This is a genomic window from Sulfitobacter sp. F26169L, from assembly GCF_026410285.1.
GTDB lineage: Bacteria > Pseudomonadota > Alphaproteobacteria > Rhodobacterales > Rhodobacteraceae > Sulfitobacter.
The window spans coordinates 454,333-479,579 of sequence record NZ_JAPMLP010000001.1 but is presented as its reverse complement, the minus strand read 5'-3'; the positions used below and the strand labels follow the sequence as shown (position 1 = coordinate 479,579).

General features: G+C 58.8%; 31 protein-coding genes. 5 read left to right on the top strand and 26 right to left on the bottom strand.

Annotation, left to right across the window (positions count from 1 at the left end):
- Nucleotides 1–5: 5 nt before the first annotated feature.
- The 24 genes from OS189_RS18755 to fabD form a co-directional block, all read right to left on the bottom strand.
- On the bottom strand, nucleotides 6–344 hold the full coding sequence (locus tag OS189_RS18755; RefSeq protein ID WP_502226659.1) for a DUF7742 family protein: 339 nt from the start codon (nucleotides 342–344) through the stop codon (nucleotides 6–8).
- Complete coding sequence (locus OS189_RS02255) at nucleotides 341–4,276, bottom strand: baseplate multidomain protein megatron (protein ID WP_267165649.1); 3,936 nt, start codon at nucleotides 4,274–4,276, stop codon at nucleotides 341–343. Before OS189_RS02255 ends, OS189_RS18755 begins: the two co-directional genes overlap by 4 nt.
- Nucleotides 4,276–4,716: an NlpC/P60 family protein gene (locus OS189_RS02250; protein WP_267165648.1), complete on the bottom strand. Its 441-nt coding sequence runs from the start codon at nucleotides 4,714–4,716 to the stop codon at nucleotides 4,276–4,278. The genes OS189_RS02255 and OS189_RS02250 overlap by 1 nt, the downstream gene beginning before the upstream one ends.
- Entirely contained in the window at nucleotides 4,713–5,600 is an 888-nt protein-coding gene (locus tag OS189_RS02245; protein ID WP_267165647.1) for a phage/gene transfer agent baseplate hub protein, read from the bottom strand. The genes OS189_RS02250 and OS189_RS02245 overlap by 4 nt, the downstream gene beginning before the upstream one ends.
- Entirely contained in the window at nucleotides 5,600–6,232 is a 633-nt protein-coding gene (locus OS189_RS02240) for a DUF2460 domain-containing protein (RefSeq protein ID WP_267165646.1), read from the bottom strand. Before OS189_RS02240 ends, OS189_RS02245 begins: the two co-directional genes overlap by 1 nt.
- A gap of 16 nt (nucleotides 6,233–6,248) precedes the next feature.
- A complete protein-coding gene (locus tag OS189_RS02235; RefSeq protein ID WP_267165645.1) occupies nucleotides 6,249–6,914 on the bottom strand; it encodes an RcGTA-type gene transfer agent tail tape measure protein in 666 nt (221 codons plus the stop codon).
- Nucleotides 6,904–7,113, bottom strand: a complete 210-nt coding sequence (locus tag OS189_RS02230; RefSeq protein ID WP_267165644.1) for a rcc01693 family protein — start codon at nucleotides 7,111–7,113, stop codon at nucleotides 6,904–6,906. The genes OS189_RS02235 and OS189_RS02230 overlap by 11 nt, the downstream gene beginning before the upstream one ends.
- Entirely contained in the window at nucleotides 7,110–7,424 is a 315-nt protein-coding gene (locus OS189_RS02225) for a gene transfer agent family protein (protein ID WP_267165643.1), read from the bottom strand. Before OS189_RS02225 ends, OS189_RS02230 begins: the two co-directional genes overlap by 4 nt.
- A 2-nt stretch (nucleotides 7,425–7,426) precedes the next feature.
- Complete coding sequence (locus OS189_RS02220) at nucleotides 7,427–7,855, bottom strand: phage major tail protein, TP901-1 family (protein WP_267165642.1); 429 nt, start codon at nucleotides 7,853–7,855, stop codon at nucleotides 7,427–7,429.
- A 62-nt stretch (nucleotides 7,856–7,917) separates the two neighbouring features.
- Nucleotides 7,918–8,328, bottom strand: a complete 411-nt coding sequence (locus OS189_RS02215) for a DUF3168 domain-containing protein (protein WP_267165641.1) — start codon at nucleotides 8,326–8,328, stop codon at nucleotides 7,918–7,920.
- The gene (locus OS189_RS02210; protein ID WP_267165640.1) at nucleotides 8,325–8,663 is read right to left on the bottom strand and encodes a phage head closure protein; all 339 of its coding nucleotides are present in this window, start codon (nucleotides 8,661–8,663) and stop codon (nucleotides 8,325–8,327) included. The genes OS189_RS02215 and OS189_RS02210 overlap by 4 nt, the downstream gene beginning before the upstream one ends.
- The gene (locus tag OS189_RS02205) at nucleotides 8,660–9,259 is read right to left on the bottom strand and encodes a head-tail connector protein (protein ID WP_267165639.1); all 600 of its coding nucleotides are present in this window, start codon (nucleotides 9,257–9,259) and stop codon (nucleotides 8,660–8,662) included. The genes OS189_RS02210 and OS189_RS02205 overlap by 4 nt, the downstream gene beginning before the upstream one ends.
- 180 nt (nucleotides 9,260–9,439) lie before the next feature.
- Nucleotides 9,440–10,609 carry a phage major capsid protein gene (locus OS189_RS02200; protein WP_267165638.1) on the bottom strand — a complete coding sequence of 390 codons (1,170 nt, stop codon included), beginning with the start codon at nucleotides 10,607–10,609 and terminating at the stop codon, nucleotides 9,440–9,442.
- On the bottom strand, nucleotides 10,606–11,235 hold the full coding sequence (locus OS189_RS02195; protein ID WP_267165637.1) for an HK97 family phage prohead protease: 630 nt from the start codon (nucleotides 11,233–11,235) through the stop codon (nucleotides 10,606–10,608). Before OS189_RS02195 ends, OS189_RS02200 begins: the two co-directional genes overlap by 4 nt.
- A 21-nt stretch (nucleotides 11,236–11,256) precedes the next feature.
- On the bottom strand, nucleotides 11,257–11,484 hold the full coding sequence (locus OS189_RS02190) for a GTA head formation protein, RCAP_rcc01685 family (RefSeq protein ID WP_267165636.1): 228 nt from the start codon (nucleotides 11,482–11,484) through the stop codon (nucleotides 11,257–11,259).
- Nucleotides 11,477–12,646: a phage portal protein gene (locus OS189_RS02185; protein WP_267165635.1), complete on the bottom strand. Its 1,170-nt coding sequence runs from the start codon at nucleotides 12,644–12,646 to the stop codon at nucleotides 11,477–11,479. Before OS189_RS02185 ends, OS189_RS02190 begins: the two co-directional genes overlap by 8 nt.
- A 177-nt stretch (nucleotides 12,647–12,823) precedes the next feature.
- Entirely contained in the window at nucleotides 12,824–14,194 is a 1,371-nt protein-coding gene (locus tag OS189_RS02180; RefSeq protein WP_267165634.1) for a DNA-packaging protein, read from the bottom strand.
- Nucleotides 14,103–14,453, bottom strand: coding sequence for a hypothetical protein (locus tag OS189_RS02175; protein ID WP_267165633.1), 351 nt, complete (start codon nucleotides 14,451–14,453; stop codon nucleotides 14,103–14,105). Before OS189_RS02175 ends, OS189_RS02180 begins: the two co-directional genes overlap by 92 nt.
- 160 nt (nucleotides 14,454–14,613) lie before the next feature.
- On the bottom strand, nucleotides 14,614–15,804 hold the full coding sequence (mltG, locus tag OS189_RS02170) for an endolytic transglycosylase MltG (protein ID WP_267165632.1): 1,191 nt from the start codon (nucleotides 15,802–15,804) through the stop codon (nucleotides 14,614–14,616).
- A complete protein-coding gene (fabF, locus tag OS189_RS02165) occupies nucleotides 15,805–17,064 on the bottom strand; it encodes a beta-ketoacyl-ACP synthase II (RefSeq protein WP_267165631.1) in 1,260 nt (419 codons plus the stop codon).
- Nucleotides 17,065–17,414: 350 nt separating this feature from the next.
- On the bottom strand, nucleotides 17,415–17,948 hold the full coding sequence (locus tag OS189_RS02160) for a GNAT family N-acetyltransferase (protein WP_267165630.1): 534 nt from the start codon (nucleotides 17,946–17,948) through the stop codon (nucleotides 17,415–17,417).
- Between the two features lie 165 nt (nucleotides 17,949–18,113).
- Nucleotides 18,114–18,347, bottom strand: a complete 234-nt coding sequence (locus tag OS189_RS02155; RefSeq protein ID WP_005852881.1) for an acyl carrier protein — start codon at nucleotides 18,345–18,347, stop codon at nucleotides 18,114–18,116.
- 206 nt (nucleotides 18,348–18,553) lie between these two features.
- Nucleotides 18,554–19,291: a 3-oxoacyl-ACP reductase FabG gene (gene fabG, locus OS189_RS02150; protein WP_267165629.1), complete on the bottom strand. Its 738-nt coding sequence runs from the start codon at nucleotides 19,289–19,291 to the stop codon at nucleotides 18,554–18,556.
- A 109-nt stretch (nucleotides 19,292–19,400) separates the two neighbouring features.
- Complete coding sequence (fabD, locus tag OS189_RS02145) at nucleotides 19,401–20,333, bottom strand: ACP S-malonyltransferase (protein WP_267165628.1); 933 nt, start codon at nucleotides 20,331–20,333, stop codon at nucleotides 19,401–19,403.
- Between the two features lie 143 nt (nucleotides 20,334–20,476).
- Between fabD and OS189_RS02140 the strand changes: the two genes are divergently transcribed.
- Nucleotides 20,477–21,679 carry a cytochrome b/b6 domain-containing protein gene (locus OS189_RS02140; protein WP_267165627.1) on the top strand — a complete coding sequence of 401 codons (1,203 nt, stop codon included), beginning with the start codon at nucleotides 20,477–20,479 and terminating at the stop codon, nucleotides 21,677–21,679.
- 56 nt (nucleotides 21,680–21,735) lie between these two features.
- Here OS189_RS02140 and OS189_RS02135 read toward each other — a convergent pair whose 3' ends face one another.
- Nucleotides 21,736–22,305, bottom strand: coding sequence for a YceI family protein (locus OS189_RS02135; RefSeq protein WP_267165626.1), 570 nt, complete (start codon nucleotides 22,303–22,305; stop codon nucleotides 21,736–21,738).
- Nucleotides 22,306–22,426: 121 nt separating this feature from the next.
- On the bottom strand, nucleotides 22,427–22,921 hold the full coding sequence (locus OS189_RS02130; RefSeq protein ID WP_267165625.1) for a hypothetical protein: 495 nt from the start codon (nucleotides 22,919–22,921) through the stop codon (nucleotides 22,427–22,429).
- Between the two features lie 253 nt (nucleotides 22,922–23,174).
- Here OS189_RS02130 and rpsF point away from each other — a divergent pair, with 253 nt between their 5' ends.
- The 4 genes from rpsF to OS189_RS02110 all read left to right on the top strand — a co-directional run bounded on the left by rpsF (nucleotide 23,175) and on the right by OS189_RS02110 (nucleotide 25,177).
- Complete coding sequence (rpsF, locus tag OS189_RS02125; RefSeq protein WP_267166053.1) at nucleotides 23,175–23,528, top strand: 30S ribosomal protein S6; 354 nt, start codon at nucleotides 23,175–23,177, stop codon at nucleotides 23,526–23,528.
- 28 nt (nucleotides 23,529–23,556) lie between these two features.
- A complete protein-coding gene (gene rpsR / locus OS189_RS02120; RefSeq protein ID WP_005852865.1) occupies nucleotides 23,557–23,784 on the top strand; it encodes a 30S ribosomal protein S18 in 228 nt (75 codons plus the stop codon).
- 12 nt (nucleotides 23,785–23,796) lie between these two features.
- Nucleotides 23,797–24,420 (top strand): 50S ribosomal protein L9, encoded by a 624-nt coding sequence (gene rplI / locus OS189_RS02115; RefSeq protein WP_267165624.1) that lies wholly within the window; start codon nucleotides 23,797–23,799, stop codon nucleotides 24,418–24,420.
- A 274-nt stretch (nucleotides 24,421–24,694) separates the two neighbouring features.
- On the top strand, nucleotides 24,695–25,177 hold the full coding sequence (locus OS189_RS02110; RefSeq protein ID WP_267165623.1) for a transglycosylase SLT domain-containing protein: 483 nt from the start codon (nucleotides 24,695–24,697) through the stop codon (nucleotides 25,175–25,177).
- Nucleotides 25,178–25,247 lie beyond the last annotated feature (70 nt).

Here is a 25,247-nt window from a genome sequence, read left to right as displayed (position 1 = left end):
ACTTATTACTTAATGGTAGTTTCACCAAGTGCAAACCCATCGGGTACAAGTTTACGTCCGTGTTCGGCTTGCCTCGCTACAAGCGCGCTTAAAACAATCAACATGCAATGTTGCAGTTCTTTTGGTATAATCACCTGTTCCCGTTTATAAATATCTTGCAACGACACTGCGCGCAGACTTCCATCTCCCCATAACGGGTGTAGTTTTTTCAGCCTTTTAACATATTTGTCTGCGACATGCGCGCGCCACAAAAGCAGGTCACACAATTCCAAACGCCCTCTTTCAGGTACAGCCTGTACCGCCCGCGCGGCATGGTACAGGTCTGCTAGTCCGACCTGTCTCACGATGTCGCAACCACGATGCGTCTGACCAATCCCGTGCCGTAGGTGGCCGATATCTGGGCCACCTCTATACTGAAGGGACGCGCAGCGCCGTCTGCGTCCTGATCACTTGAGCTGTAGGTGAACTGGGGCGCTGACACAGTCTCCGCTCGCAACAGCGTACCGTCTTTGACGATTCGAACACGATAGCTTTCGGTTTCCTCCCCCAGCGGCACTTCGGGTGTGTCCCAGTTATCGCCGTCGATGCGTGTGCGCCGCACCCATGTCAGTGCCAGCGTTCCTTCCGCATCCTCTCCCGCGCGCAATCGGGCAGGTGCATAAGGCCGCAAACCATTTCCGTTAAATGCCCGCTGCAATTGCCGGAACGATGGATCATCCGCCGGGCGCTGTGCCGGGCCGATCCGAAAGTTCTGCGCAACTCCGCGCAAATTGCGCCGCAGTTCAATCTGGACAGGAACAGAGTTCAGCAGCACAAATTGCGACCCCTCGGGCCAGACATCGGGCATCAGCCCGTCCGAACCGACCTGACCCCGCAGCCGGTTGCGCAGCAGATAGGTATTGGGCGCAATCAGCTCTGCTGACTCGAACTGGAAAATTTCCCAATTGTCGCTGGTCCCATCGCCGATCGCGGCAAGATTCGCGCCGCTCAACAGCGCATCGCGATCCACAGTTTCCAACCGTCCGCTGATCAGCTTCACCTGAAGCGACGCGCCACGGTCAACAAGACCCGCCGGCGCAGCTCTCAGCGGCGATTGGGTTGTGCCGATTGTTGCACGGATCGGCAGAATCGCGTTCAAGCCATAGTTCTGATCCGTCAGACTGGAATACAGCGCAACACTTCCGGGCCACGGATTACCGCTTGCCGCGATATGGGGCGCGTGCGGTACTTCGTCACCGGACAAAAGTGGCAAATCCAGAAACAGCGGATAGATCGGCACTGGCGCGACAAAGCGGCGAATGCTCACCAATTCATCCGCCAGCGGCGCGGCATCATAGACCTGCGGATCAATGCGGACCGCCTCGATTTGCTGGAACTCTGCCTGATCGACGCGGTCGATCCGGTAAAGCGATGGCCCCTCTTGCTGATCCGCGGGCAGCGACACCACATCGCCCGCGCGTACCGGCATTCTGGACGGGGGAAGCGCAAACTGTACTGTTTCACGCGCAATGCGGGCCTCATTCAGCCAACGTTCTGCCACCTGACGCCCTTCGGCGCGGGTCAGAAGCATGGTAAATTCGGTTGTTGCCACGGCGTGGGTTTCCTCGTCCGGCAAAACCGCTTCTTCCGATATCACGTCATAGCTGGCGTCCGCCTGAATAAATCGCAGGCGCACACGGCCAGATAGGGCCGCGTCAGCCTCGCGCACCTGCACGGTTGTTCCGTCAAGATCCGAGCTGATGGCAAAGCGTTCCGCGTCAAGCTTGGTTGCGCGCAACCCGTCCCGCATGCGGAACTGAAGCACGCCGTCACGTTCGATCGCATCAAAGCCGTAGCGCACCATCAACGGTTGCAGCGCAGCACGCGCATCGCCCACGTCCGACACACCATAGCCACGAACCAGACCGTAAAGGCCGGTTGTGTCGTAGGCGGCAACACCGGAGCGGCGGCAAATCTCGCCCACCACCGACGCCAGACTGCGCGAGGATGTGCGCCCGTTCAGCCAGTGCCCGCGCGCATAGCTTGCGCCATCGCTCCACAGATCGCGGTTGTTTGGAAAGAACGGATAAGGCCGCACATCCCACGCCCAGACAAACGCACGGCGCATGTCAATCATCGGGCCGTCGTATTCGATACCCTGCAGATTGTTTTCCGGCTGCGCCCAGTAATCGATCATTGCGCGCAAATACTGCATCTGGATCAGATCATCGCGCGCACCGTCAGAATGGCGCGGCAGACTGCTTTCGGATGACTTCAGGTCCAGAAATTTGTTCGGCTGGTTGGTGCCCTTGTCAATTGCTGCACATCCGTACTCGGTAAACCATACAGGCTTATGCCCCGCCAGCCAACCTGTCGGCTGTTCTGCGCGCACGCCGGAAATACGGTTATAATGCAGGTTGCCCCACCAGTTGCGGATGTCTTTGTAGCGGTAAATCCAAGGCTCGTCATGCGCTCCATCCGTGATGGGCGTGCGAATCTGCGCCGCACGTTCATCGGCAGAGCCATAAAACCAATCATACCCCTCGCCGCCTTCAATGTTGGATTGCAGATAGGCCAGATTATAGATGCTGTCCCATTCCTGCGCATCAACGTGATCGACCCCTTCGCGCCAATCCGACAGCGGCATATAATTGTCGATGCCGATGAAATCGATATTCGGATCAGCCCAAAGCGGATCGAGATGGAATATCCGATCGCCGCTTCCGTCATTGGGTTGAAACCCGAAATACTCACTCCAGTCAGCCGCATAGCTGATCTTGGTATCCGGCCCGACGATGGCGCGCACCTGTGCGGCCAGCGCGATGAAAGCGTCAACTGCGGGAAATTCCGTGCGCCCCGCGCGGATCTGCGTCAACGCGCGCATTTCAGACCCGATACAGAACGCATCAACGCCCCCCGCAGCCTTACACAGGGCAGCGTAATGCAGAATGAAGCGAGACAGGGTCCACTCCTGTGGGCCAGAATAGCTGACGACACCTTCTTCGATCAGAAAATCGCTGGCTTGCACGGCCCCGAAAAACGCTGCTACATCCAAGGCTGCGGCAGGGGTGTTATCTGCTGATCCCACCTGCCCCGGAGCCTTGTCCAGCGTAACACGACCCCGCCAAGGAAGCGGCGGTTGCCCTGTGTTATCGTTGTAGGGATTGGGCAACGTGTTGCCCTCCATCTGGTCCATCAGGATGAACGGATAAAACATCACTGCTTTACCATCGGCGTTCATGGCCTTAATCGCCTCGACCACCGCCGCATCGGCAGGTGTGCCGCCATAGATCGGGCGGCCATCTACGCCGCGCGAGATAACCGCTGCCGAAGAGCGGGCCACTCCGGCCACATTCCACGGCATCTCTTCGCCTTCAATTTCGGGATCTTCAATCTTTGGCTGCACACGGCATTCAGCTGCACGAAGGTCCGATCCGAACCATGAAACCACCAGTGATGCCGCTTTCAACTCCGGCAATTCCTCGTCCAGCGTCTCAAGCGAGGTTGCAAAATCCGTCTTGCCCGAGGGGGAGTTGATGTTTGCACTCCAGCGCGCTTCGTTCTCACCGCCGTAGCTGACCGGCGTAGTGGCAAGGGAGTACTCTCCCGTTCCCGGAATAAGCGCGACACCTTCAACACCATACGCCAGTGCATGGCTTGCGCCCTCTGCACCGCGTTGTTCAGGCCGGATCACCTCAAAACTAAACTGCGGTACGCGGTTGCCAAAGCGTTGCAGGCCAAGCGCCTCCATCACGACATACGCGGTGCCGCGATAGGCAGGCACTTCACCCGGTCCCTCAATCGCTTCGATCAGCGGATCGGGTTGTTGATCTTTGCTCCCTGTATAAACGGTCATGTTCAGATCATCGCGGGCGATCTCCTCTCCGTCCGCCCAGATGCGGCCAACACGGGTAATCTCCCCTTCACACAGCGCAATCGCCACGTTGACCGAGTAGCTGTACTCGGTTGTCTTGGGCTGCGATCCCGCGCCTTTGCCGCCGCCGGTTGTGCTGCTGACCTCTTCAAAATCCGAGGCCCAGATGATCTGGCCACCCAAGCGCAACCGACCGTAAAGCTGCGTTACCGGATCGCCCTCACCCGCACTGGTCAGGCGGAAACGGTCAACTTTACCCGTCTCGACAGCCTGCGCGCCACTGCCCAGAATTTTCTGGTCCACAACCCGCCCCAACGTCGCGCCAACAGCGCGCCCCACCGCAACAGAGGATAACCCCGCAAGCGTACCACCGATAGAGCCGCCAACGGCTGCACCGGCCGCAGAAAATAAAATTGTCGCCATCAGATGACCTCCCGAGGAAATTCAAAACACGCCACCACACGGCGGCGCCACGGCGCGGACAGCGCACTTTCAACCACGCCGTAGCGTGAATATGCGTGGATAAACCGCGCGTCGGTTCCGGACCGGCTCTGGATGCCCAGATGTTTGGCAACTGCCCCGGGCCGCATACGAAACAACAATACATCGCCCACAGCCGCCTGTTCCGGTCGCTTGGGCGTCAGGTGGCGCAGGGCGGCGTCCCACAGGCGCTCCTCGCCCTGTGGTTCCGACCAATCCATCGAATAGGCGGGTACGTCCTCGGGCTCGCACCCATAAAGCTCGCGCCAGACACCACGCACCAGCCCCAGACAATCGCTTCCAGCCCCGCGCACAGCACTTTGATGCACATACGGGGTTCCGATCCAGCTGCGTGCCACATTCACAATCCGCGCGCCGGTCATCTCAGTGATCCGCCGCTGTTGACGTTTTTGCTGCTGGGCACAGACACCACCCAATCTTCCCCCGGCAAATCGGGAAAGCCTTGGTAGTTGTCAAAATTGTTGAATTTCAAACGACAGGTTTTGACCCGCTTGTCACATCCTGCAACCAGCCGCACCTGCGTGCCTGCGCTGACCATCCCGCGGATCGGCTCCCACAGCTCGATCACACGCGCGCCCTGTTCCGTCCGGTCGGATTTGATACCGCCCCACAGGCCCGCCGCAGGGCCGTCCAGCACCTCCAGCCGACCGCGTGTAAACCAATCGGTGTCGTAGGCGGGAAAGCCCTGCCAAACGAAACGCCGCGCCCCTTCCGCGACCTCGACAGGCAGGCTGTGCGCATACCCTTCCTGCGCAAGGTTAAACCGGCAGTTGCCATCGCCCAGCACAGCGGAACAGGGTTTTTGATAGACCCGCCCAACCGGACGGTTCAGCCCTTCGGTCAAACCGCGCAGCTCTGCACGAAACCCGCCGCCTGCGCGGGTCAGTTCGCCAAGATGGCCGCGAAAGTTCAACCAGTGCTGTGCCGGATCGGCCCAATTCACCAACCACGCACGCACCTCTGCACCGTCAAACCGGCCCTGCTCGATTTCGTCCTCGCGCAGGCTTGCATCTGACAGCGCGCCCAATGCTTCGGTATTGTCTACTGACAGGCCCGTTGACTGTGCCAATGCCAGCGCGCTCAGCCCCGTGTCGGCGCGAAATTCGTATCCGGCGAAGTTCAATGGCAGATCATGGTCGGTGAATGCAAATACGGCGCCATCCTTGCGGGTTATGGCCCAAGCGTGACAAACAGTGGTCAGGCCGCCGCCCAGATGCGCGGCCAGCTTTTCATTGAAATCAGCCATTACACACGCACCTCGCGCACCGGAATATCGGGCACCTGTCCGGCATGAAAACTGGCGATATTGGTCAGTAGGCTATCGCTGTCAAATCGCACCGGCACGTCAAATTCATACCCCGCGTAGACCCGCGTATCGGGGTCGGGTGCACGTTTGAAGGTGATGATCCCTGTGGTGTTGTCCACCTCGTAATCAATCGCCTCTTTTTTGTCGTCCTGCTCAACCGCAACGACAACACTGCCGGCAACGGGCTTGGTGATCGGGCGCGCATAGGAATGCCCGCCTGAACGATAGGTCTTGATGATCTGGAAGGCGGTTTTGACCCCATCACCGGTTGCGATTTCCTGATCTGAGCGGGAAATTTCTACCGAAGGTCTGGACGATTTGTAGTCGGACCAATCCTTCCAGCGAAATCCGTACATCTGACCATACCGCGCCTCATAAAACGCAATCACTGCCTCCACATCGTCGAGCGAACGCAGACCAAGCCCTGCGTCATAGACGCGGCGCGAATGAGCCCACGGCGTGTTGCGCTCTTCATACCCGTTGGCAAGAGCCACCACGTCAACCCGCCGCTGCGGTCCGCCCAGCGCGCCAAAGCTCAGATCAGCCGGAAATTGTACCTCGTGAAAGTTCATCGCATCGCTCCCCTTGTTATCGGTTTTTCTGACCGGCGCTCAGTGCGCGGCTCATCTGTGCGGCGATCTGCCCGCGCGAGCGTTGGAAACCCGCCACATCTGGGGTAGAGATGTTCATCACCACCGTGGCAGCGCCACCACCGCCGCCGCCTGCACGCACGCCCAGCTTGCCATCAGGGCCACGCGCCAGCGGCATGATCGCCTCCGGCCCCGCTTCGCCCATAACGCCCATACCGCCGCGCATGCCGAAATGGGTGGCCTGTGACACCACACCGCCATCGGCAAACGGCATCACGCGGCCCGAACTGAACGGCGCACCATTGGCAAACGGCAGAATGCCCTGCACCAGCCCCGTCACCCCTTGCGTCAGCAAACCGCCAAAGTGGTTTGTCACAGGCTTGATTGCAGCATTGTAGGCACTGTTGGACAGCGACTGTGCCACAGTGCTAAGCGCATCCGACAGCTTCATCCCGTCAAACACCACACCGTCAAACGCCTTGCGCAATCCACGGCTTAGCCCGCGCTCAAGTGTGGCCACGTCCTTGCCTGTTGCTGCCAGTGATGTGCTCATCCGGCGAAGCTCACTGTCAAAACCGGATACCAGCACGCTTGTCTGCCCCAGCGTCTGGTTCAGATCAGTGGCATTTTCTGCCAGATCGTCAAAGCTTTCGTCATCTCTCATCATTGTGGTCCTTTGTCTTGTCGGGATAGGCTGCCATCAGGGCCGCCAAACCGTCACTCAGCATGGGGGCATTGCCGCCACCGCTGCCCAACATCAGTTGCAATTCAGCAGGCGTCAGCGCCCAGAAGGCATCCGGGCTCAGCTGCAATCCGTGCAGTCCGGCGCGCAACAGCGCAGGCCAGTCAAAGCCTGTGCTCACCCCTGCACCACAAACGCGCGCGCCAACAGTTCGGCGGCGGCTTGCGCGGCGCGCATCGGGCCGCCGTCAATCTCCGCACGGGCCAACGCATCAGGGTCCATCTGGACACCGCCACCGCGCAACCCGGCGCAGAGCAGCGCCAGCACATCGCGTGTGCTGAACCCGCCCGTCTCGAACCGCTGCACCAGCGCCATCAAGGAGGGTTCGGCAAGATCTTCCTCCAGCTCGGCCAGCGCGCCCAAAGTCAACTTCATCCTGTGGTGCTGGCCATCTACGACCAGCCCCACCTCTCCCCGCCAGCGGTTTTCCATACTCAGATCACCGGATCGACGTATGGGATGAACTGCAATTGCCCTGCCGAGGCGAGGGACAGCTCGTAGGTTGCCTCTCCGTTCAACTGGCCTGCGTATTCAAGCGATGTCACCTGAAACGGCCCCTCGACCACACCGAATTCGGGGATCACCACCTGAAAATCGGGCGTTAGACCGTCAAACAACAACTGGCGGGCGCGCTCATCAGTGGCGGCATCGCGAAACACCCCCGACCCGCTGATGGCGGCAGACCGCACGCCCGCACCGGCCAACAGCTCGCGCCAGCCGCCCTCGCTGTCCAGCGCCGTTACATCCACCGCTTCGGCGTTGAAACTGATCCGCGTGGCGCGTAGCCCCGCAATGGTTTCGAAATTGCCATCGGTTGTCATATCCACTTTGACCAATAGATCTTTACCTGCCTGAACAGCCATTCTGCGTACTCCTGTAGTGTGCCCTTGGGCGTTGAGAATTTGTTATCCGTGAGTTCCTTGCATCAGCCGTCCTGCATCCGTGCGCGAAACCGAAGATCAATCTGGCGCGCACTGGCCGCATCGATCCGCTTTGCCGACGCGCGCTCAAAACGCAGAAAAACCAGGTTGCCGCGGCTCAGCGACAGATCAGCGCCGTGCAGCGCATCACTCACCGCCGCTGCTGCCATTTTTGCCGAGGTGAAACCGGGGTTTGTGGTGATCACCGACACCGTGAACAGATGCACAGCCCCCGCACCACTCCCATCCGATGCATCCCGCACCGTCTCCGATCCCAGCCGCACATAAAGGTTGGGCATACTGCCAGCTGGCACCGCATCATATACCTCTTCCCCGACAAGCGCCGTCAGTGCAGCGTCTGCCTTGAGGCAGGCAAACACCGCCGATTGAAGCGCCCCTGAAAGTGCATAGCTCATACAACCTGCTCCTCTTGGGCAAAGCAGGTCAGATAGCGCCCCGCCGGGTCGGCCTCCGAAACCGCTTCGATTGTAAAAATACGCTCGCCCTCGCGAAAGCGCTGCTCTGCGGCAGGGCGTTTATCACTGCCGTTTGGCGCGCCGCGTACCGTGATGCGATAAGCCATGCGGCTGACGGGGGCGCCACCCTGCGCCGTTTCCCGCCCACTGCGCGGTGTGACCTGCGCCCACATGATCCCCAGCGGCACCCAACCCTTGACGTAGCCGCCTGCTCCATCGCTCAGCATGTCCGGTGTCTCCAGAACCAGCTGGCGGTTCAATCGCGGCGCGCTCATGATCGCGCTCCCGTGCGACCCAGCCGCAAACAGCGGAAACGCTCGATCAGGGCGGTCACGCCAAATGGCATACAGCCGTTGGCCAGCGCGGTATCGTGACGGTACTCATAATAATGCGCGGCCAGCATCAGTACCGCCTGCTGCATATCGGCTGGCACATCGTCCCACTCGGGACCGTAGCCCGCCAAAAACCGCACCCGCATTTCCCCGCCTGTTTCGATCCCCGCCAGACTGGCACCGGTTGCGCGCAAGCGCGGGTTATGTCCGTCACGCTCCAGCCAATAGCGGCTTGCATCAATGATCTGCTCCACACCGCTGCGCGACACCACACGCACATCCGCAATAACCGTGACAGGTGCCACAGTCAGCGACAGGGCGGACTGATCACGCAACTCCGACACCGCCAGCGTCAACTCCTTTTCCAACAGTATCTTGCCTGTGCGTGCCTCTATCGCCGCCAATGCCGCGCGCAGAAAGCTGCCCAGCACCGCATCCTGCAATGTGTCCTCGCCAAATCCGGTGCCCATGCGCAGATGCGCCTTGAACGCCGCAACCGGCAGGGCCGCATCCGGCACATTTGTTTCTGTCTTCAACATCCCAAAGCCTCTCTCAAACCTTACGTCATATTCGCGCACTGACAGGCCACTCCCCTGCCGGACGCACACCCCACCTGCGCATTGCTCGGTCGGAGGAGGAGCAGCTAGACAATGCGAAGTGTACATTTGGGCGCACGCCCGTACCGGAGCAGGCTCCCCCGCTCCGGTTCCGGCATCCGCTTAGGACGTGCCGAATTTCAGCAGCTTGATCGCTGCAAAATCGCTCACATCACCGCCCACACGCTTGGTTGCGTAGAACAGGACATGCGGCTTGGCGCTGAACGGGTCGCGCAGGATGCGCAGATCGGGACGTTCGGCAATCGTGTAGCCTGCTGCGAAATCACCAAAGGCAATCGCCATCTCGTCTGCATTTGCATCAGGCATGTCCTCGGCAATCAGCACCGGATAGCCCATCAAACGCGCAGGCTCTCCCGCGGCCAGACCATCGGACCAGACAAACCGCCCGTCCATGTCCTTCAGCTTGCGCACCAGTCCGGCGGTTTTGGAGTTCATCACAAAAGACGCATTTGCGCGGTACTGCGCACCCAGCGCATAAACCACATCCACAATCGCATCCGGCGTGACCTCCCCCGATACACCGGTCGGCACGTAACCCAGATTGCCCCAGGCCCAGACATCGTTATCTACCGTGGGGTGGGCCAGAATACCTCTGGGCTTGTCGATACCATCACCGTTGATAAACGCCCCCGCTTCGGCACGGGCGAACTTGTCGGCGATACGTCCCGCCAGCCAACCTTCGATGTCAAACGCTGCATCATCCAGCAGACGCTGGGACGCTTTTGGCAGCGCGCTTAACTCGTGCAACTGCACGGTGATGCGGTCGATCTGCGGCGTATCACTCTCCCCGATGACCGACGACTCGGTTGCCCAGCCTGCGCCCACATCGGAATGATCCACCAGAACATCGTACGATGTCGCCTCGACATTCACGACAGAAGCAATCGCACGGATCGACGCCGTAGTATTCAGAACAGATTTCACAATATCCGAGGTCTGCGGATCAACCAGATACCCACCGTCGGAATTCACCGCCGTGGACAGCGCCTTGCCCTCCAGTTCCAGACCACGCAGCCCGTCATCATCGCCGGAACGCACATAGGCGTTAAAGGCTTTCTTGTGCGGTGCGCCCATATCAGTGGCTCCCGCCAAAGGAGTACGCGCAGCAGTCAGTGTTTTACGATCCAGCATGGTCATTCGCTCTTCTGTTTGTTGAAGTTTGGTCTCAATGTCGGCTTGGAAGCCTTTGAACTGCGTGACAAAGCCTGTAACAGCCCGCCGCACATCCTCAGCCGGGGAAAGACCCGCGGCATCGTTGTTGGTATCGCTCATCTCGCGTTCCCCTTTTGGTTGTCTTGGCGGGCTCCGATGTCAGCGCACGCTGCATCAAACACCCCCGCCATCTCGCGCAGGACGTCACCGATACGGACAAAACCGTCCGCCTTCGCCGCCACCCGCGCACTGGGAAGCATCGGAAAGGTCACCAGCGACACCTCCCAAAGCTCCAGTTCCTGCAAGAGCCGCTGGCCCTTGGTGTTCTTGCATGCCTTCACCGTGCGATAACCGATCGACAGACCGTCAATCGCCCCGGCTTCGATCAGGGCAATCGCCTCTCGGCCCTTCTCAACCGATTGCAAAATCCGGCCCTTTACGAACAGACCGCGCCCGTCCTCGCGTACCTCGTCCCACACGCCAATCGGTTGCGCCGGATCATGCTGCCACAACATCTTTACGCCGCGCCCCGCCGCCTTCAGCGCCATCAGGCTGGCACCGTACGCCCCGCGCTGCACCACATCGTTGCCCTGATCAACTGCGTCGAAAAAACTGGCGTAGCCCTTTATCTCGACACCGCCGTCCACCTTCGCAACCTCGTCAAACTGCACAAATTTGCGCTCAAGCGCAGGCAAGCCGCCGCCGTTCTCCGCGCCATGCGCGAAGTTGTTTCCACTCATATCCATCGTAGTCTCCTGTTGTTGCGTTCAGCCCACGGGGGTCACAGCCAGAAACGTCTGCACCGCTTTTGCCAAAATCACCCCCGCCACCCCATAGACAGCCAGCCACAGCCGCCGCTCCAGCCGCTCCATCATCTGCTCGATCCGGTCCAGCCGCTTATCAAGATTTGCCAGATGGATTGCGCTCACCCGTTCGTGCGCCTGCAGCCGCATACCCGGCGCGCATTGAAACCGCTCGATCGGCAGCTCACTCATCCGCAGCCACCGCAGGCAGGCCCAACAGCGCGCGCTTCTCTCCCTGAGTCAGAAAATCCGCACCCGCCACACGCGCCCACTGCGCATCCCGCTCGCCGCTCAGCGCGGGCACCTGATCCAGATCGGGCTTCAGTTCAACCTGCTCGCCACTGAAACCCGCCAGCCAATGCGCCAACACTGCCGTGACCCGCGTTGCCAACGGCAACACCGTCAGGCGGTAAAACGCGCGGTGCGCTTCCTGATAGTTCGCATAGGTCGCGTCCCCCTGGATTCCGATCAGCATTGGCGGCACACCAAACGCCAACGCAATTTCGCGCGCCGCCGCTTCTTTGGTCTTCTGGAATTCCATATCGCTGGGCGAGAATCCCATCGGCTTCCAGTCAAGTCCGCCCTCCAGCAGCATAGGCCGCCCCGCGTTGCGCGCGCCCTGATGATGGCTCTCCATCTCGCTCACCAGACGCTCGTATTGATCGTTACTCATTGCGCCTTGACCATCCGCGCCCTTGTAAATGATTGCACCGGATGGGCGCGCCGCATTGTCCAGCAATGCCTTGCTCCACCGCGAGGCGGAATTATGCACATCCACCGCCGTTGCCGCCGCCTGCATAGGGCTAAATCCATAGTGATCGTCTTGTGGGTGGAAATTGCGCACATGACAGATGGGGGACGCGTTAGCCGCGTCAAACCGGTGCTTGCGCCCGCCGACAGCGTATTCATAGGCAACTGGCCAGCCGTCTGCACCTGGCACAACAGACATCCGGTCGGACCGCAGCACATGCAGCTCCAGCGGCAGGCCGGCGTCACCGCCAACCGCTTCGATGTATCCATCCCCCGATAGCAACAGCTGCGCATAAAGCGCCTCCAACAGTTCTGCACGCCCCTGCGCACCGTTGGGCCGCGCAATCAGCCCCAGTACCGGATGCGTGTCAAAACGCTGCTCTGCGTTCTGCAACACCAGCGGCAAGGCCGCCGCTGCCTCTGCAATCAACTTGACCGAGCGGAATCCCACAGGATTGCCCGCAAAACCCGTACGCGTCAGCGATACCGTATCGCGCGGGCTCCACGCCACACGGCCAGAGCTTTGCATCGCAACAACACGCCCCGTAGCCGATGCCTTCGCCTCCACCACGCCTGCCGCTTCCCGCTTTAGAAAATCAAACATGTCTGTTCTCTCCATCTCTTGCCCCGTGGCAGATCCGCTGCCCCATCGCTTCTGAAAACAATTTGCCATTAAATTCCTAATGCTGCCGGACCAGACCGCGCGCCCCCCGCGCAACACCTCCCCACACACAAAAAAGGGAGGCCGAAGCCCCCCTTTCAAACCCTCATCAAATCGCCGCTAAAGCGAACGCACCCCCGGTTGTCGCCACTTGGCCGCAGGTTCGATCATCAGCTCATGCAGCGCCCAGACCAGCGCATCCACGCGATCCGGCGATCCGCCCCCCTCATAGCCGCGCCGTGTCATGCGGGTCATCTGGTCCTCCAGACCATCCAGATCGGGCATGTGCTTCACCCGCCCCTGCTCGTACAGCGCCGCCACAGGCTCTGCCCGCGCCACCTTGCCACGGCTGGCATGTACACTTTTGTAAGGCACCAGCGGATCAACCTGGCGGATAACTTCTTGCACCATTTGCCCACCCTGATTGACCTCTGCCACCAAACGGTCCGCACCAAACCGCTCCATCGCCGCAATCGCGGCGCGCGCCCAGCCGTTCGGGCCCTCGCCCGTCACGGTACAATCGGCCAGCACATAGGCGCGCCAGTCTTGTGGCGGCCCGCTGCACTGCACCCCCGCCACCACAATTCCACATTCATCCGCCGAGGCCCCCGACGTTGTCGCCGGATCAACAGCTACCACAATCCGGTCAAGCTGTGGGACATTCTGCACACGCGCCTGCTCCAGCATCTCGCTGGTCCACAGCGCCCCCTCGGCATCGGCCAGCAAAACGCCGTCCAACTCCTGCCGCCCCAATCGCGTGCCGCGATACCGCGCGCGCACCTCCTCCAAAAACGATTCCGCCAGATTGGCACGGTTCGCCTCGGTCGGCGCGTGCGTCACCACAGTTGACGGTGACTTCAACAAATCTTTCAGCACTCCCACATTGCGCGGCGTGGTCGTCACGCAAACCTGCGGACGTGTCCCCAGACGCAGCGCAAATTGCAGCATATCCCACGTCTCTTGCGCCTTTTTCCATTTTGCGATTTCATCCACCCAGGCTGCATCAAACTGCGGCCCGCGCAGCCCCTCTGGGTCAAACGCCGAATGAACCGTTGCAATCGCACCGTTGGGCCAGACCAGCCGCTTGCGCGTTGCCTCCCAATCGGGGCGGCGATCCTCGGGCGAGCAGGCCAATATCCCGCTATCGCCGAATATCATCACCTCGCGCACCTGCTCGATTGTTTCGCCTACCAGCGCCACACGGCGGCAGCGCCCTACATCCATCGGGCGCGCACCCTCAACAGCCGCGCGCACCCATTCAGCCCCCGCGCGCGTCTTACCTGCACCGCGCCCGCCCATAATCACCCATGACCGCCACGCGCCCTCCGGCGGCAGTTGATGCGCGATTGCCCAGAATTCAAACAAGTAAGGGAGAGCGCGAAGCTCCCCCTCATCCAGTTTATTCAGGAATTTCTCCTGAACCGATGGCGCAGCGGAGCCGATCCAGTTTGCACCCGATATCAGCCCGCGCCTTGTCGAGGTCGAGGGCATAGCCTCCCCGTGCAATTCCGGCATGTTTGTTTCGGCAGTCATACAAGATCATTCCCGCTTTCTGACAACGCACCACCGTTTCCGCTAACTGGGTGACGGTTTTCGACGTTGTGGTTGCATCAATCTCCTCTCCGGATTTGGCCCGTTCTTTCAGGCTCTCTAAGGCTTCTCTTAACTCGGCAAGTGATGCGTGTACGGAGGCAAACAGCGCCTCCGCCTGTGCAAGCTCGTCGAGTTGTGGCACCGGCTCGATCATCATCTATTCTCGGTCCTTTCGTTTGGAGTCCTCCAATCGAAAGACATGAAAAAACGGCCCCGACTACGAAGTCGGGGCCGTCTCCCAAATCTCCTAGCATGAGACAGGTATACTGGACCGGGGTTAACTATTTGATGCGTTCGGGCACGGTGCCCGCAACAGCCTAATCGCTGCCGCCACCCGTCGATGCATTACCAGCTGCCGCCGCGCCGCGCTCTGCTTCGATCTTGCGCCACGCCGCTACGTTCCTGTTATGCTCGTCCAGTGTAACCGCAAAGGCGTGACCGCCCGTGCCATCAGCTACAAAGAAGATATAGGGTGTCTCATCCGGTTGCGCCGCTGCCATTAGGCTTGCACGGCCTGGATTGGCAATAGGTGTAGGCGGCAAAGCAGGAATCACATAGGTGTTGTAGGGCGTTTCGCGGCGCAGTTCACTACGGCGCAAACCACGGCCCAGCACGCCTTCGCCACGGGTGATGCCATAGATCACGGTCGGGTCTGTCTGCAAACGCATCCCCTGATTAAGACGGTTCACAAAGACGCTGGCCACCTGACGGCGCTCCTCCGCAACACCGGTTTCCTTTTCCACGATCGACGCAAGAATCAGCAGTTCTTCAGGGCTGTTGACCGGCAGGTCATCCGCGCGCGCTTCCCATGCTGCGGCCAACAATGTTTCCTGTGCCGCTTGCATCCGCGCAATCAGCGCACCACGGTCATCGCCCTTGCGCACCTCATAGCTGTCGGGCGCAAGCGATCCTTCGGCGGGTGTCTCCGTGACAGTGCCTTCCATGATGTCCATCGCATTCAGCGCATTGACCACCTGCCAGCTTGTCACCCCTTCGGCCATCGCCACGCGAAACCGCACATCGGCTTTGTCACGCGTTTGGGTATAAGCCGCGGGTACTTCGCCGCTTGCGGGTGTGAACTGTGCCAGTTCGGTAAAACGGTTTGTCGCAGGGTCCAGTTCACGCACCTGAACACTTACCCGCGTCACACCAATGCGGTACACAATCTCGGTCCCACAAGTGCTGGCACCGCCACGGGTGATGATGTCCACAATCTCCTTCATGCTGACTTCTGGCTCGATCAGAAAGCTGCCTGCTTTCAGCTGGCCTGTCTTGTCTTCGTAATCCGCACCGATACGGAAAATCGCGGCAGAACGCACCGCACCCTGCTCCGCCAGATCCTTACTGACGCGGCGCATGTTGCTGCCACTTTTGACCTGCACACAAACGGCTTCGCTCAACGGGCCAGCCGCGTCATACTCCGACTTGCCCCAAATGATGACGCCACCCAGCAGGAACAAAGCCACAACCAGAAACGTAATTGCGTTCGCCGCAACATGGCGCCACATTTATTCTACCTTCCCGAACAGCACGCTTGCATTGGTGCCGCCAAATCCGAAAGAGTTGCTCAGCGCCACTTTGATTTCGCGCTTTACCGGCGCATTTGCCGCCAGATCGATTTTTGTCTCAACCGCAGGGTTGTCGAGGTTGATCGTCGGCGGCGCAATCTGGTCACGGATTGCAAGGATTGAGAATATTCCCTCGATCGCACCCGCAGCCCCCAACAAATGACCGGTGGCCGACTTGGTAGATGACATGGTCACCTTGCCTGCATGTTCGCCCATCATCCGCTCGACCGCACCCAGTTCGATGGTATCGGCCATCGTAGACGTGCCATGCGCGTTGATATAGTCGATGTCTTTGGGCTCAAGTCCCGCATGGCGGAGCGCGGCGCGCATGGACCGTTCGCCGCCCTCACCATCCTCTGACGGGGCTGTGATGTGGTACGCATCGCCGGACAGACCATAGCCGATTACCTCGGCATAAATCTTTGCGCCACGCGCCTTGGCGTGCTCATATTCTTCCAGCACCACAATACCGGCACCCTCACCCATAACAAAACCGTCACGGTCGGTGTCATAGGGGCGGCTGGCCTTTTGCGGGTCATCACCGCGCTTGGTGCTCAGCGCCTTGCAGGCGTTGAAGCCTGCAATCCCGATTTCGCAAATCGCTGCCTCGGCACCACCGGCCACCATCACATCGGCATCGCCAAACATGATCAGACGGCTTGCATCACCAATCGCGTGGGCACCCGTGGAACAAGCAGTCACAACCGAATGGTTCGGCCCTTTAAATCCGTATTTTATGGATACCTGCCCCGAGATCAGGTTGATCAGCGCACCGGGAACAAAGAACGGGCTGACCCGCTTTGGCCCCTTCTCGGCCATCATTACAGCCGTGTTCGCGATGGAGTTCAATCCGCCGATGCCGGACCCGATCAGCACACCCGTGCGCTCCAGGCTCTCGCGATCCTCGGGCATCCAACCTGCGTCTTCAATCGCTTGCTGGGCTGCTGCCAGACCGAACATAATGAAAGTATCTACCTTACGCTGCTCTTTGGGCTGCATGTAGGTATCTGCATTAAATGTGCCATCCGTACCGTCCCCCAACGGCACTTCGCAGGCGTATTGTGTAACACAACGGCTTGCGTCAAAGCCCGTAATCGGCCCCGCGCCGGACTGACAGTCCAAAATCCGCTTCCAGCTTTCCTCAACCCCGTCTGCCAACGGTGTGACCAAACCCAATCCCGTAACAACCACTCTGCGCATATGCCCTGCCCTTTGGTGTAAAATTCCTTGGGTCCGGCTATACCTTGCCGACAGGACATTATTCAAGTCTCTGGGATATCACCGGCGATATTACCCCGCATCTGACCAATAATGAAAGAGCCCACGATCCACCGGATTTACCGTATCAGTCAACGGACACCTGTCCGGTCACGGAGACGAAAAACCGTAACAGCCAAATAGGGCGTAGGATCATGGGCAGCTAAAATAGAATACGTGCAATATGAAAATAGGTTAACGACGATCCGAACGGGTCGCATCCCCCATTTGAGGGATAAAACCCGACGCGGTTGCCGTAAGGGAAACATTCTACCCCACCATAGAGAGTGTCGTTATACAGGCGGGCCTTTTCGCGTCATCAATAACACGTCCTCGCCCTCTACCTGCGAGTCGCGCAGCGGAACATACCCCAGCGTTTGCGCGATTCTGAGGGATCCTTCGTTATGCGGTGCCACCATGCAAACGGTGCGCCCTGCCACGACCCTGTCAAACCAGTCATGCGCAGCAGAGGCCGCATCAATCCCGTATCCCAGCCCCTGAAATTGTGGGTCAAGAACCCACCCGGCTTCGGGAAACGGATCAAAATCGTCTCCCAAACCACGTGATCCGTAGAAAAATCCGGTCTGCCCCGCCATTTCGGGATCACCATGGATTTGAACAGCCCACTGGCCGAATCCGGCGATCTGCCAATGCCCTGCATTGCGCAAAAATGCATCCCAGCTTCGCGATTTCGGCCATGGCTTTCCCCCGATATGGCTTACAACAGACGGCTTGGCCCAAATATCGGCAAAGCGCGCAAAATCCTCGCGACGCATGCCGCGCAGGGTAACCCGTGGAGTGTTTATCGTGGGGACATTACGTGCCATTTGTTCCGGCCTTCTTATCCAGTGCTGCCTCAGGCTGCCAGACTTGCCGCGACACGGCACACAGAACAAGCCAAAAATGAGGCCGGAATCAAAAACGGCGCCATTCCGCAAAGGAAGGCGCCGTTCAGGAATATTACCGCCGAGCGAACCCGACAAAAGCCTGACTTATGAGGCTTCTTTGATGAACTTGACCGCGTCACCGAAAGTCTGGATGTTTTCGGCTGCGTCATCTGGGATTTCGATGCCGAATTCTTCTTCAAATGCCATTACCAGCTCGACAGTGTCGAGGCTGTCTGCACCCAGATCATCAATGAAAGAAGCATTTTCCACTACTTTGTCTTCTTCAACACCAAGGTGCTCAACAACGATCTTTTTAACGCGGTCTGCGACGTCGCTCATACTATTAGTCCTCACTCATCGGGCCATTTGGCCCCTTTGGGTTTCTGCCACCTCACTGAAAAGAGAGGCCAGAGGGTGCCCCCAAACGGGGGCGGCTCGTTCTCCTTGCTTGCACAAGGCGCGGGTCACTTGCAAGCGCCCGTCTGGGTAATCTGCGCTCCCTTTAGCATAAGGAACCGCGTTGGCAAACGCTAATCCAAACGCTTTTACAACATGGCCATGCCGCCGTTCACATGCAAGGTCGCCCCTGTGATATATGCCGCTTCGGCACTGGCAAGATAGACAACCGCGCTGGCGATCTCGTCCGGAGTACCCATACGACCGGCCGGAATCTGTCCCATAATGCCGCTTTTCTGCTCATCAGTCAGCTTGTCGGTCATGGCAGTAGCAATAAATCCGGGGGCGACAGCATTCACTGTGATGCCACGGCTGGCAACTTCGTAGGCCAAACTTTTTGACATACCGATCAACCCCGCTTTTGACGCGGCATAGTTCGCCTGACCCGGATTGCCCGTGGCCCCTACGATGCTGGAAATATTGACGATCCGCCCCCAGCGCGCCTTCATCATGCCGCGCATGACACCTTTGCAGAGCTTGAAAGTAGCGGTCAGATTAACATCCAGAACCGACTGCCACTCATCATCTGACATGCGCATAAACAGGTTGTCGCGGGTGATTCCTGCATTGTTGACCAGAATATCAACTGATCCCATCGCCTCGGCCGCCTGCTTCGGCAGCGATTCAACCGCGTCCATATCGCTCAGGTTACAGGGCAACACATGCGCACGCGCGCCCAGTTCCGCTGCCAAAGCTTCAAGAGGGTCTGTGCGGGTGCCTGACAGACCCACGGTTGCACCCTGTGCATGAAGCGCGCGCGCAATATCCGCACCGATTCCACCGGATGCGCCGGTGACCAGTGCATTTTTTCCTGTCAGATCAAACATGTCTTATCCTTTTTAATTCTGCATTCTCACAAACTGCCGCAGGCATTGGGGTGCTCGGCGCCAAGCGCGCGGCACCCTCAGCGGCGTTTGTGCCATTCGATTCGCGCTCTCAGGCTTCGAGTGCCGCTTTTACATCCGCAGCCACACCCACATTGCGCAGCACTGCCTCTTTGTGGATACGCCGGATCATACCCGACAGCGCCTTGCCCGCGCCAATTTCCCAAAACTCCGTGACGCCCTGCGCCACCATCCACTCTACCGACGACCTCCAGCGAACGCGGCCTGTGACCTGATCCACCAGCAATTGCGCAATCGGGTCGGCGGACGAAACACCCTCGGCAGTAACATTCGCCACCAGCGAAACGGCAGGCGCATTAATCTGCACATCCGCCAAGGCGCGGGCCATTTCAAGGGCTGCCGGTTGCATCAATGCACAATGGAACGGCGCCGACACAGGCAATGGCAACGCACGCTTTGCGCCTTTTGCCTTGGCCAGATCAATCGCCCGCTCCACGGCATCCTTGCTGCCGGATATCACATTCTGGGTCGGATCGTTTTCGTTGGCCAGCTGGCACACGCCATCGCCTGCCGCTTCTGCCGCCAGTGCCGCAACATCTTCGGCCCCCAGTCCCAGAATTGCCGCCATCGCGCCCTGCCCAACAGGCACGGCTGACTGCATTGCACGACCCCGCGTGCGCAGCAGGCGCGCGGTATCGGCCAGTGTAAACACACCCGCCGCGCACAGCGCCGAATATTCGCCCAGACTGTGACCCGCAACATAAGACGCGCGCGTCACATCAATGCCCTCGGATTCCAGTGCGCGCATCGCGGCCATAGATGTTGCCATCAGCGCGGGCTGGGCGTTCTCCGTCAGGGTCAGCGTTTCGATGTCACCTTCCCAGATCATCGCGCTCAGCTTTTCGCCCAAGGCATCATCGACCTCGTCGAAGACGGCGCGCGCTGCCGGATAGGCCTGCGCAAGGTCATGCCCCATCCCGATGGTTTGCGCGCCCTGTCCGGGAAAAACGAATGCAATGCTCATAACCTGTCTCCTGAAATATCTGGCGTCCGGTTTAGCGAAGCATGCTCTGCCTCACAAGAGCGCACACAAAACCTGCGCAGACTGCAATTGCCCTGAACGCAATACACTATAGAACAGCAGCAAAGGTTTTACGGAGTTTTGCGATGGCACAAGGCAACACACACACCCGCTACGGCAGCGTCACGCGCGGATTTCACTGGTTAACAGCCCTTCTGGTGATGACCCTTATCCCGGTCGGCGTGATCGCAAACGATCTGCCCTACGACACATCAGAACAGCTTGCGCGCAAAGCATGGCTGTTTTCGCTGCATAAAACGCTGGGCGTGTCGGTGTTCTTTGTCGCGATTGCCCGAATTCTGTGGGCAGTCACACAGGCCAAACCCGCCCCCCTGCACCCGACCCGCAAGGTCGAAACCTTTCTGGCCGAAACCGTGCACTGGCTTCTCTACGGCTCGCTGGTGCTGACGCCATTGTCAGGCTGGCTGCATCACGCCGCAACATCGGGATTTGCACCAATCTGGTGGCCGCTAGGCCAGAACCTGCCATTGGTGCCAAAATCCGAAAACGTCGCCGCATTGTTTGGCGGGGCGCACTGGGTATTTGGCAGGATCATGGTGGTTTCCATTCTGTTACACATTGCCGGCGCGATCAAACACCAGCTTATTGACCGCGATGCCACGTTGCGCCGCATGATCACCGGCGCGCCGGAACTGGGCACACTGCCCCCCGCACGCCATACAGCCAAACCATTCGTGGCTGCGCTTGCCCTGTGGATCGTCGCCCTTGGCGCGGGCAGTGCTTTCGGCCTTTACCAGCCACACACAAATCCCGCGCAGGCCGCACAACTGGCCGAAGTCAAATCGGACTGGACCGTTGAGGATGGCGATATCACCATATCAGTTGTGCAATTCGGATCCGAAGTCGAAGGCGGCTTTACCGACTGGACTGCGGATATTTCCTTTGATCCCGATATCACCAGTGGCAAATCCGGCAATGTCGAGGTTGTGATTTCCATCGGGTCACTCACGCTCGGCTCGGTCACCGATCAGGCCATGGGGCCGGATTTTTTCGATGCGAATACCTTTGAGACAGCTACGTTCAAAGCTGATATCATCAGCATTATTGATGGCTACATCGCCGAAGGCACGCTTACCATAAAAGACCAGAGCGTTCCGCTGGAGATGCCGTTTCACCTATCGGTTAACGATACCACGGCCGAAATGCGCGGCAATGTCACGCTGGACAGGCGCAATTTTGGCATCGGGGATAATATGACCGATGACAGTTCGCTCGGGTTTGCGGTGGATGTTTCCGTCAATGTTACAGCGACACGCGCGACCGAGTAACAAAAAAGGCCGCGGAAAGAAATCTCTCCGCGGCCCAATTTGATCAGTGCAGAAGTTTACTCGGCCTTCATAGCTTCCAGCGAAATCATCACGTTCACTTCGTCACCGATATGGGGCGCGAACTTGTCAACGTTGAAATCCGACCGCAGCAGTGTCGTCGTTGCGTTAAAACCGGCCCATTCCTTGCCCGCCATCGGGTGCATCTGCGCCTGATTAAGCTTTGCATCCAGAACAACAGATTTGGTCACATCGTTCATGGTCAGATCGCCGGTGATTTTTGCAGTGGTATCGCCCGTCATTTCAATGCCGGTCGATGTGAACGTGATCATGTCATCATCGTCCGCGCCAAAAAAGTCGTCAGACATAAAGTGGCTGTCGCGCTCTTCCCAGCCGGTAAACATCGACTTTGTCGGCATCGAAACGCTCACGCTTGATTTTGCCGGATCCTCCTGATCAAGCATGATTTCGCCCTCAAATCCACCGAACATACCGTAGGTCGTGGAAAAGCCGAGGTGGTTATAGGAAAACAGAACCTGACTGTGGCTTGAATCGAGGACGTATTTGTCAGCGGCCATCGCCACTGAGGCGGAGGCAGACAGCAAAGCGGCAAGTACAAGTGATTTCATCGGGGATACTCCATGTTGAATGTATCACTCATAGATGGCGCATTGATCGAAAAACTCAATCCCGCAGGCTTCAACACCTCGTGCGCGCCTGTGAACAACCGGTTAATCTGCAAAATTCCGCTTAAGCAAGCTTGCCGGCGGCGCGCAATGCACCCAACAGCGAAGCATGCGCGGCTGCATTACTCAGGGTGACTTCGGCCAGCAGGCGGTTACCCTGTCCCCAGAACGTAATACGACGGCCTGCAAGCTCGACAAGATGCAGGTCACTGAATGCGCACCGCTCCAATACGCGGGACGCGGCAGGCGCGCCATCACGGATCAGACGCAGTTCGGCGGCGGCAACGTCAACCTCGACCATGGGCGGCAACGGCGGCAGACTGTACTGCCACAGCGCAACGGACAATAGCGCGGAAATCAACGATGCAGTTAGTTTGAACAACATTACCTCGCTTTCCCAACCCGCCCCGGGGGCCAGCCAGACCAACACACCGACCAGCGCCAGCGATACCGCACCCAGCCGCTGTGCAATCCGCATCACCAGACGGTTGCCATTCAATACATGTGTTGCCCCCAGTATCGTTGCGTGTTCCGAAACGTGATTGGCTGTCATGGTCATGGCACGGTTCCCCTCGTTCTACTCTGGGTAGATTGCTAACCAAAAAAGACCAAAAAGCGGCAGCAGCGCGGCAATTATTCGAAAATTTATCTATCCCTGCCTGCCCGACAACTTGGGCGCTTGCACCGCGCGCCAAAGGGTGTATAGCGGGGCTTCCTTTGCAAGACGATTTAACCGCGCAGACTCTCGTGTCGGGGCAGCAAAGGATCATTGCCCTGCCTATGAAATGCGCCTTGAAATAAGTGGAGCACACATGCCGCTATATGAGCATGTCATGATCGCACGCCAGGACTTGTCCAATACACAAGCCGAAGGCCTGATCGAACATTTCGGCACCGTCCTTTCCGATAACGGTGGGAAACTCGTGGACAGCGAGTATTGGGGCGTCAAAACGATGGCCTATAAAATCAACAAGAACCGCAAGGGCCACTATGCCTTCCTGCGCTCCGATGCACCGGCCACCGCCGTGCAGGAGATGGAACGCCTGATGCGCCTGCATGACGATGTCATGCGCGTTCTGACCATCAAGATGGACGAGCACAAAGACCTGCCTTCCGTTCAGATGCAAAAACGTGACGAGCGCCCCGAGCGCCGTGAACGCCGCTGATTTTAGCCAGTTGAAAGGACACTAAACCATGGCCGCAAAACCATTTTTCCGCCGCCGCAAGGTCTGCCCCTTCTCGGGCGACAATGCACCGGCGATCGACTACAAAGACACACGCCTGCTTCAGCGCTACATCTCCGAGCGTGGCAAGATCGTGCCGTCCCGTATCACCGCAGTATCAGCGAAAAAGCAGCGTGAACTGGCCCGTGCCATCAAACGCGCCCGCTTCCTCGCCCTGCTGCCCTATGCTGTGAAATAAGGAGCAGAGATCATGCAAGTTATCCTTCTCCAACGTGTTGCGAAACTGGGCCAGATGGGCGACGTCGTAGACGTCAAACCGGGCTATGCGCGCAACTATCTGCTGCCACAGCAAAAAGCGTTGTCTGCCTCCAAGGCAAACATCGAAGCTTTCGAGGGCCAGAAAGCCCAGCTTGAGGCACAGAACCTCGAGACGAAGAAAGAAGCCGACGCAATGGCCGCTAAACTGAACGGCCAGCAGTTTATTGTGATTCGCTCCGCGTCCGACGCAGGTGCGCTTTACGGTTCCGTCACCACACGTGACGCAGCCGAGGCAGCAACTGCCGAAGGCTTTACCGTTGACCGCAAGCAGGTTGTCCTGTCCGCGCCCATCAAATACCTTGGTGTGCATAACGTACAGGTTATTCTGCACCCGGAAGTCGAGGCGACAATCGAACTGAACGTTGCACGTTCCGTTGAAGAGTCAGAGCTTCAGGCAGCCGGTAAATCCATTCAGGAACTGGCGGCAGAAGAAGAAGCCGCAGCCGAATTCGAAATCTCTGAACTGTTTGACGATATCGGCTCAGCCGCGTCCGAAGATGACGATCTTGCCGAAGTGGTTTCTTCCGACGAAGAAACATCCGACGAAGACAAGTAACTTCGAGACGATCAGAACGACAATAAACCGCCGCGCTCTCTTGCGCGGCGGTTTTTCGTTTGGGGGTATGCGGACTACACAGGCGCCCTGACGCAGTCGCGATCTACACAACCAACGCAGAATCTGCCGATCCGCCCGGCGGTCTGACAGAAGCCGGATATATCCCCCAGCCTTCGAAAAATGGCGAAACCCTGCCGAGAATACCGTGCCGTCTTGCGGCATGGTGAAAACCCGCATTAACGTCCGGCCACGTCAACAATGCCGGACACCCGCAATGCGCACTTTCCCCCGCCGCCGCTTTCTCGTACTTTGTACGGCCAGTCTTGTCTCCGCCTGCTCCGCAAGTAAAAGCGCGGCACCCCGGACGGTAAAACCGTCGCTGCCCCTCCACCCAAACGAGACGCCCCAACTGCGGGCCTCGATCAATCGCTGGGCAGATCACTACGAAGTGCCACGCACCCTTGTCCACCGTCTGGCAATCCGCGAAAGCACCCACAATCCGGCGGCGCGTAACGGCCCGTACTATGGTCTCTTGCAAATTCTGCCCCAAACCGCGCGAACCATGGGCTTTCGCGGCAAGCCCCGCGATCTATTGGATGCAGACACAAATCTGGAATTTGCAGTAAAATACCTGCGCGGCGCATGGTTGCTTTCCAACGGCGATCACGCAACCGCAATCAAGTGGTATGCGCGCGGCTATTATTACGAAGCAAAAAGGCGCGGTATGTTGGTCGAAACAGGCCTGCGCGCCGGTTGAAGAAACCGCTCCCTGCCCTGAAATAAAACAGGGCCACCCGACTGGATGGCCCTGTTTAAATCTGTTCGTG

What these genes read in the sequence shown, in the direction of transcription:
- OS189_RS02255 (WP_267165649.1), bottom strand. Translation starts at nt 4,276, where the DNA reads ATGGCGACAATTTTATTTTCTGCGGCCGGTGCAGCCGTTGGCGGCTCT.
- OS189_RS02250 (WP_267165648.1), bottom strand. Translation starts at nt 4,716, where the DNA reads ATGACCGGCGCGCGGATTGTGAATGTGGCACGCAGCTGGATCGGAACC.
- OS189_RS02245 (WP_267165647.1), bottom strand. Translation starts at nt 5,600, where the DNA reads ATGGCTGATTTCAATGAAAAGCTGGCCGCGCATCTGGGCGGCGGCCTG.
- OS189_RS02240 (WP_267165646.1), bottom strand. Translation starts at nt 6,232, where the DNA reads ATGAACTTTCACGAGGTACAATTTCCGGCTGATCTGAGCTTTGGCGCG.
- OS189_RS02235 (WP_267165645.1), bottom strand. Translation starts at nt 6,914, where the DNA reads ATGAGAGATGACGAAAGCTTTGACGATCTGGCAGAAAATGCCACTGAT.
- OS189_RS02225 (WP_267165643.1), bottom strand. Translation starts at nt 7,424, where the DNA reads ATGGAAAACCGCTGGCGGGGAGAGGTGGGGCTGGTCGTAGATGGCCAG.
- OS189_RS02220 (WP_267165642.1), bottom strand. Translation starts at nt 7,855, where the DNA reads ATGGCTGTTCAGGCAGGTAAAGATCTATTGGTCAAAGTGGATATGACA.
- OS189_RS02215 (WP_267165641.1), bottom strand. Translation starts at nt 8,328, where the DNA reads ATGAGCTATGCACTTTCAGGGGCGCTTCAATCGGCGGTGTTTGCCTGC.
- OS189_RS02210 (WP_267165640.1), bottom strand. Translation starts at nt 8,663, where the DNA reads ATGAGCGCGCCGCGATTGAACCGCCAGCTGGTTCTGGAGACACCGGAC.
- OS189_RS02205 (WP_267165639.1), bottom strand. Translation starts at nt 9,259, where the DNA reads ATGTTGAAGACAGAAACAAATGTGCCGGATGCGGCCCTGCCGGTTGCG.
- OS189_RS02200 (WP_267165638.1), bottom strand. Translation starts at nt 10,609, where the DNA reads ATGAGCGATACCAACAACGATGCCGCGGGTCTTTCCCCGGCTGAGGAT.
- OS189_RS02195 (WP_267165637.1), bottom strand. Translation starts at nt 11,235, where the DNA reads ATGGATATGAGTGGAAACAACTTCGCGCATGGCGCGGAGAACGGCGGC.
- OS189_RS02190 (WP_267165636.1), bottom strand. Translation starts at nt 11,484, where the DNA reads ATGAGTGAGCTGCCGATCGAGCGGTTTCAATGCGCGCCGGGTATGCGG.
- OS189_RS02185 (WP_267165635.1), bottom strand. Translation starts at nt 12,646, where the DNA reads ATGTTTGATTTTCTAAAGCGGGAAGCGGCAGGCGTGGTGGAGGCGAAG.
- OS189_RS02180 (WP_267165634.1), bottom strand. Translation starts at nt 14,194, where the DNA reads ATGCCCTCGACCTCGACAAGGCGCGGGCTGATATCGGGTGCAAACTGG.
- OS189_RS02175 (WP_267165633.1), bottom strand. Translation starts at nt 14,453, where the DNA reads ATGATGATCGAGCCGGTGCCACAACTCGACGAGCTTGCACAGGCGGAG.
- mltG (WP_267165632.1), bottom strand. Translation starts at nt 15,804, where the DNA reads ATGTGGCGCCATGTTGCGGCGAACGCAATTACGTTTCTGGTTGTGGCT.
- fabF (WP_267165631.1), bottom strand. Translation starts at nt 17,064, where the DNA reads ATGCGCAGAGTGGTTGTTACGGGATTGGGTTTGGTCACACCGTTGGCA.
- OS189_RS02160 (WP_267165630.1), bottom strand. Translation starts at nt 17,948, where the DNA reads ATGGCACGTAATGTCCCCACGATAAACACTCCACGGGTTACCCTGCGC.
- OS189_RS02155 (WP_005852881.1), bottom strand. Translation starts at nt 18,347, where the DNA reads ATGAGCGACGTCGCAGACCGCGTTAAAAAGATCGTTGTTGAGCACCTT.
- fabG (WP_267165629.1), bottom strand. Translation starts at nt 19,291, where the DNA reads ATGTTTGATCTGACAGGAAAAAATGCACTGGTCACCGGCGCATCCGGT.
- fabD (WP_267165628.1), bottom strand. Translation starts at nt 20,333, where the DNA reads ATGAGCATTGCATTCGTTTTTCCCGGACAGGGCGCGCAAACCATCGGG.
- OS189_RS02140 (WP_267165627.1), top strand. Translation starts at nt 20,477, where the DNA reads ATGGCACAAGGCAACACACACACCCGCTACGGCAGCGTCACGCGCGGA.
- OS189_RS02135 (WP_267165626.1), bottom strand. Translation starts at nt 22,305, where the DNA reads ATGAAATCACTTGTACTTGCCGCTTTGCTGTCTGCCTCCGCCTCAGTG.
- OS189_RS02130 (WP_267165625.1), bottom strand. Translation starts at nt 22,921, where the DNA reads ATGACCATGACAGCCAATCACGTTTCGGAACACGCAACGATACTGGGG.
- rpsF (WP_267166053.1), top strand. Translation starts at nt 23,175, where the DNA reads ATGCCGCTATATGAGCATGTCATGATCGCACGCCAGGACTTGTCCAAT.
- rpsR (WP_005852865.1), top strand. Translation starts at nt 23,557, where the DNA reads ATGGCCGCAAAACCATTTTTCCGCCGCCGCAAGGTCTGCCCCTTCTCG.
- rplI (WP_267165624.1), top strand. Translation starts at nt 23,797, where the DNA reads ATGCAAGTTATCCTTCTCCAACGTGTTGCGAAACTGGGCCAGATGGGC.
- OS189_RS02110 (WP_267165623.1), top strand. Translation starts at nt 24,695, where the DNA reads ATGCGCACTTTCCCCCGCCGCCGCTTTCTCGTACTTTGTACGGCCAGT.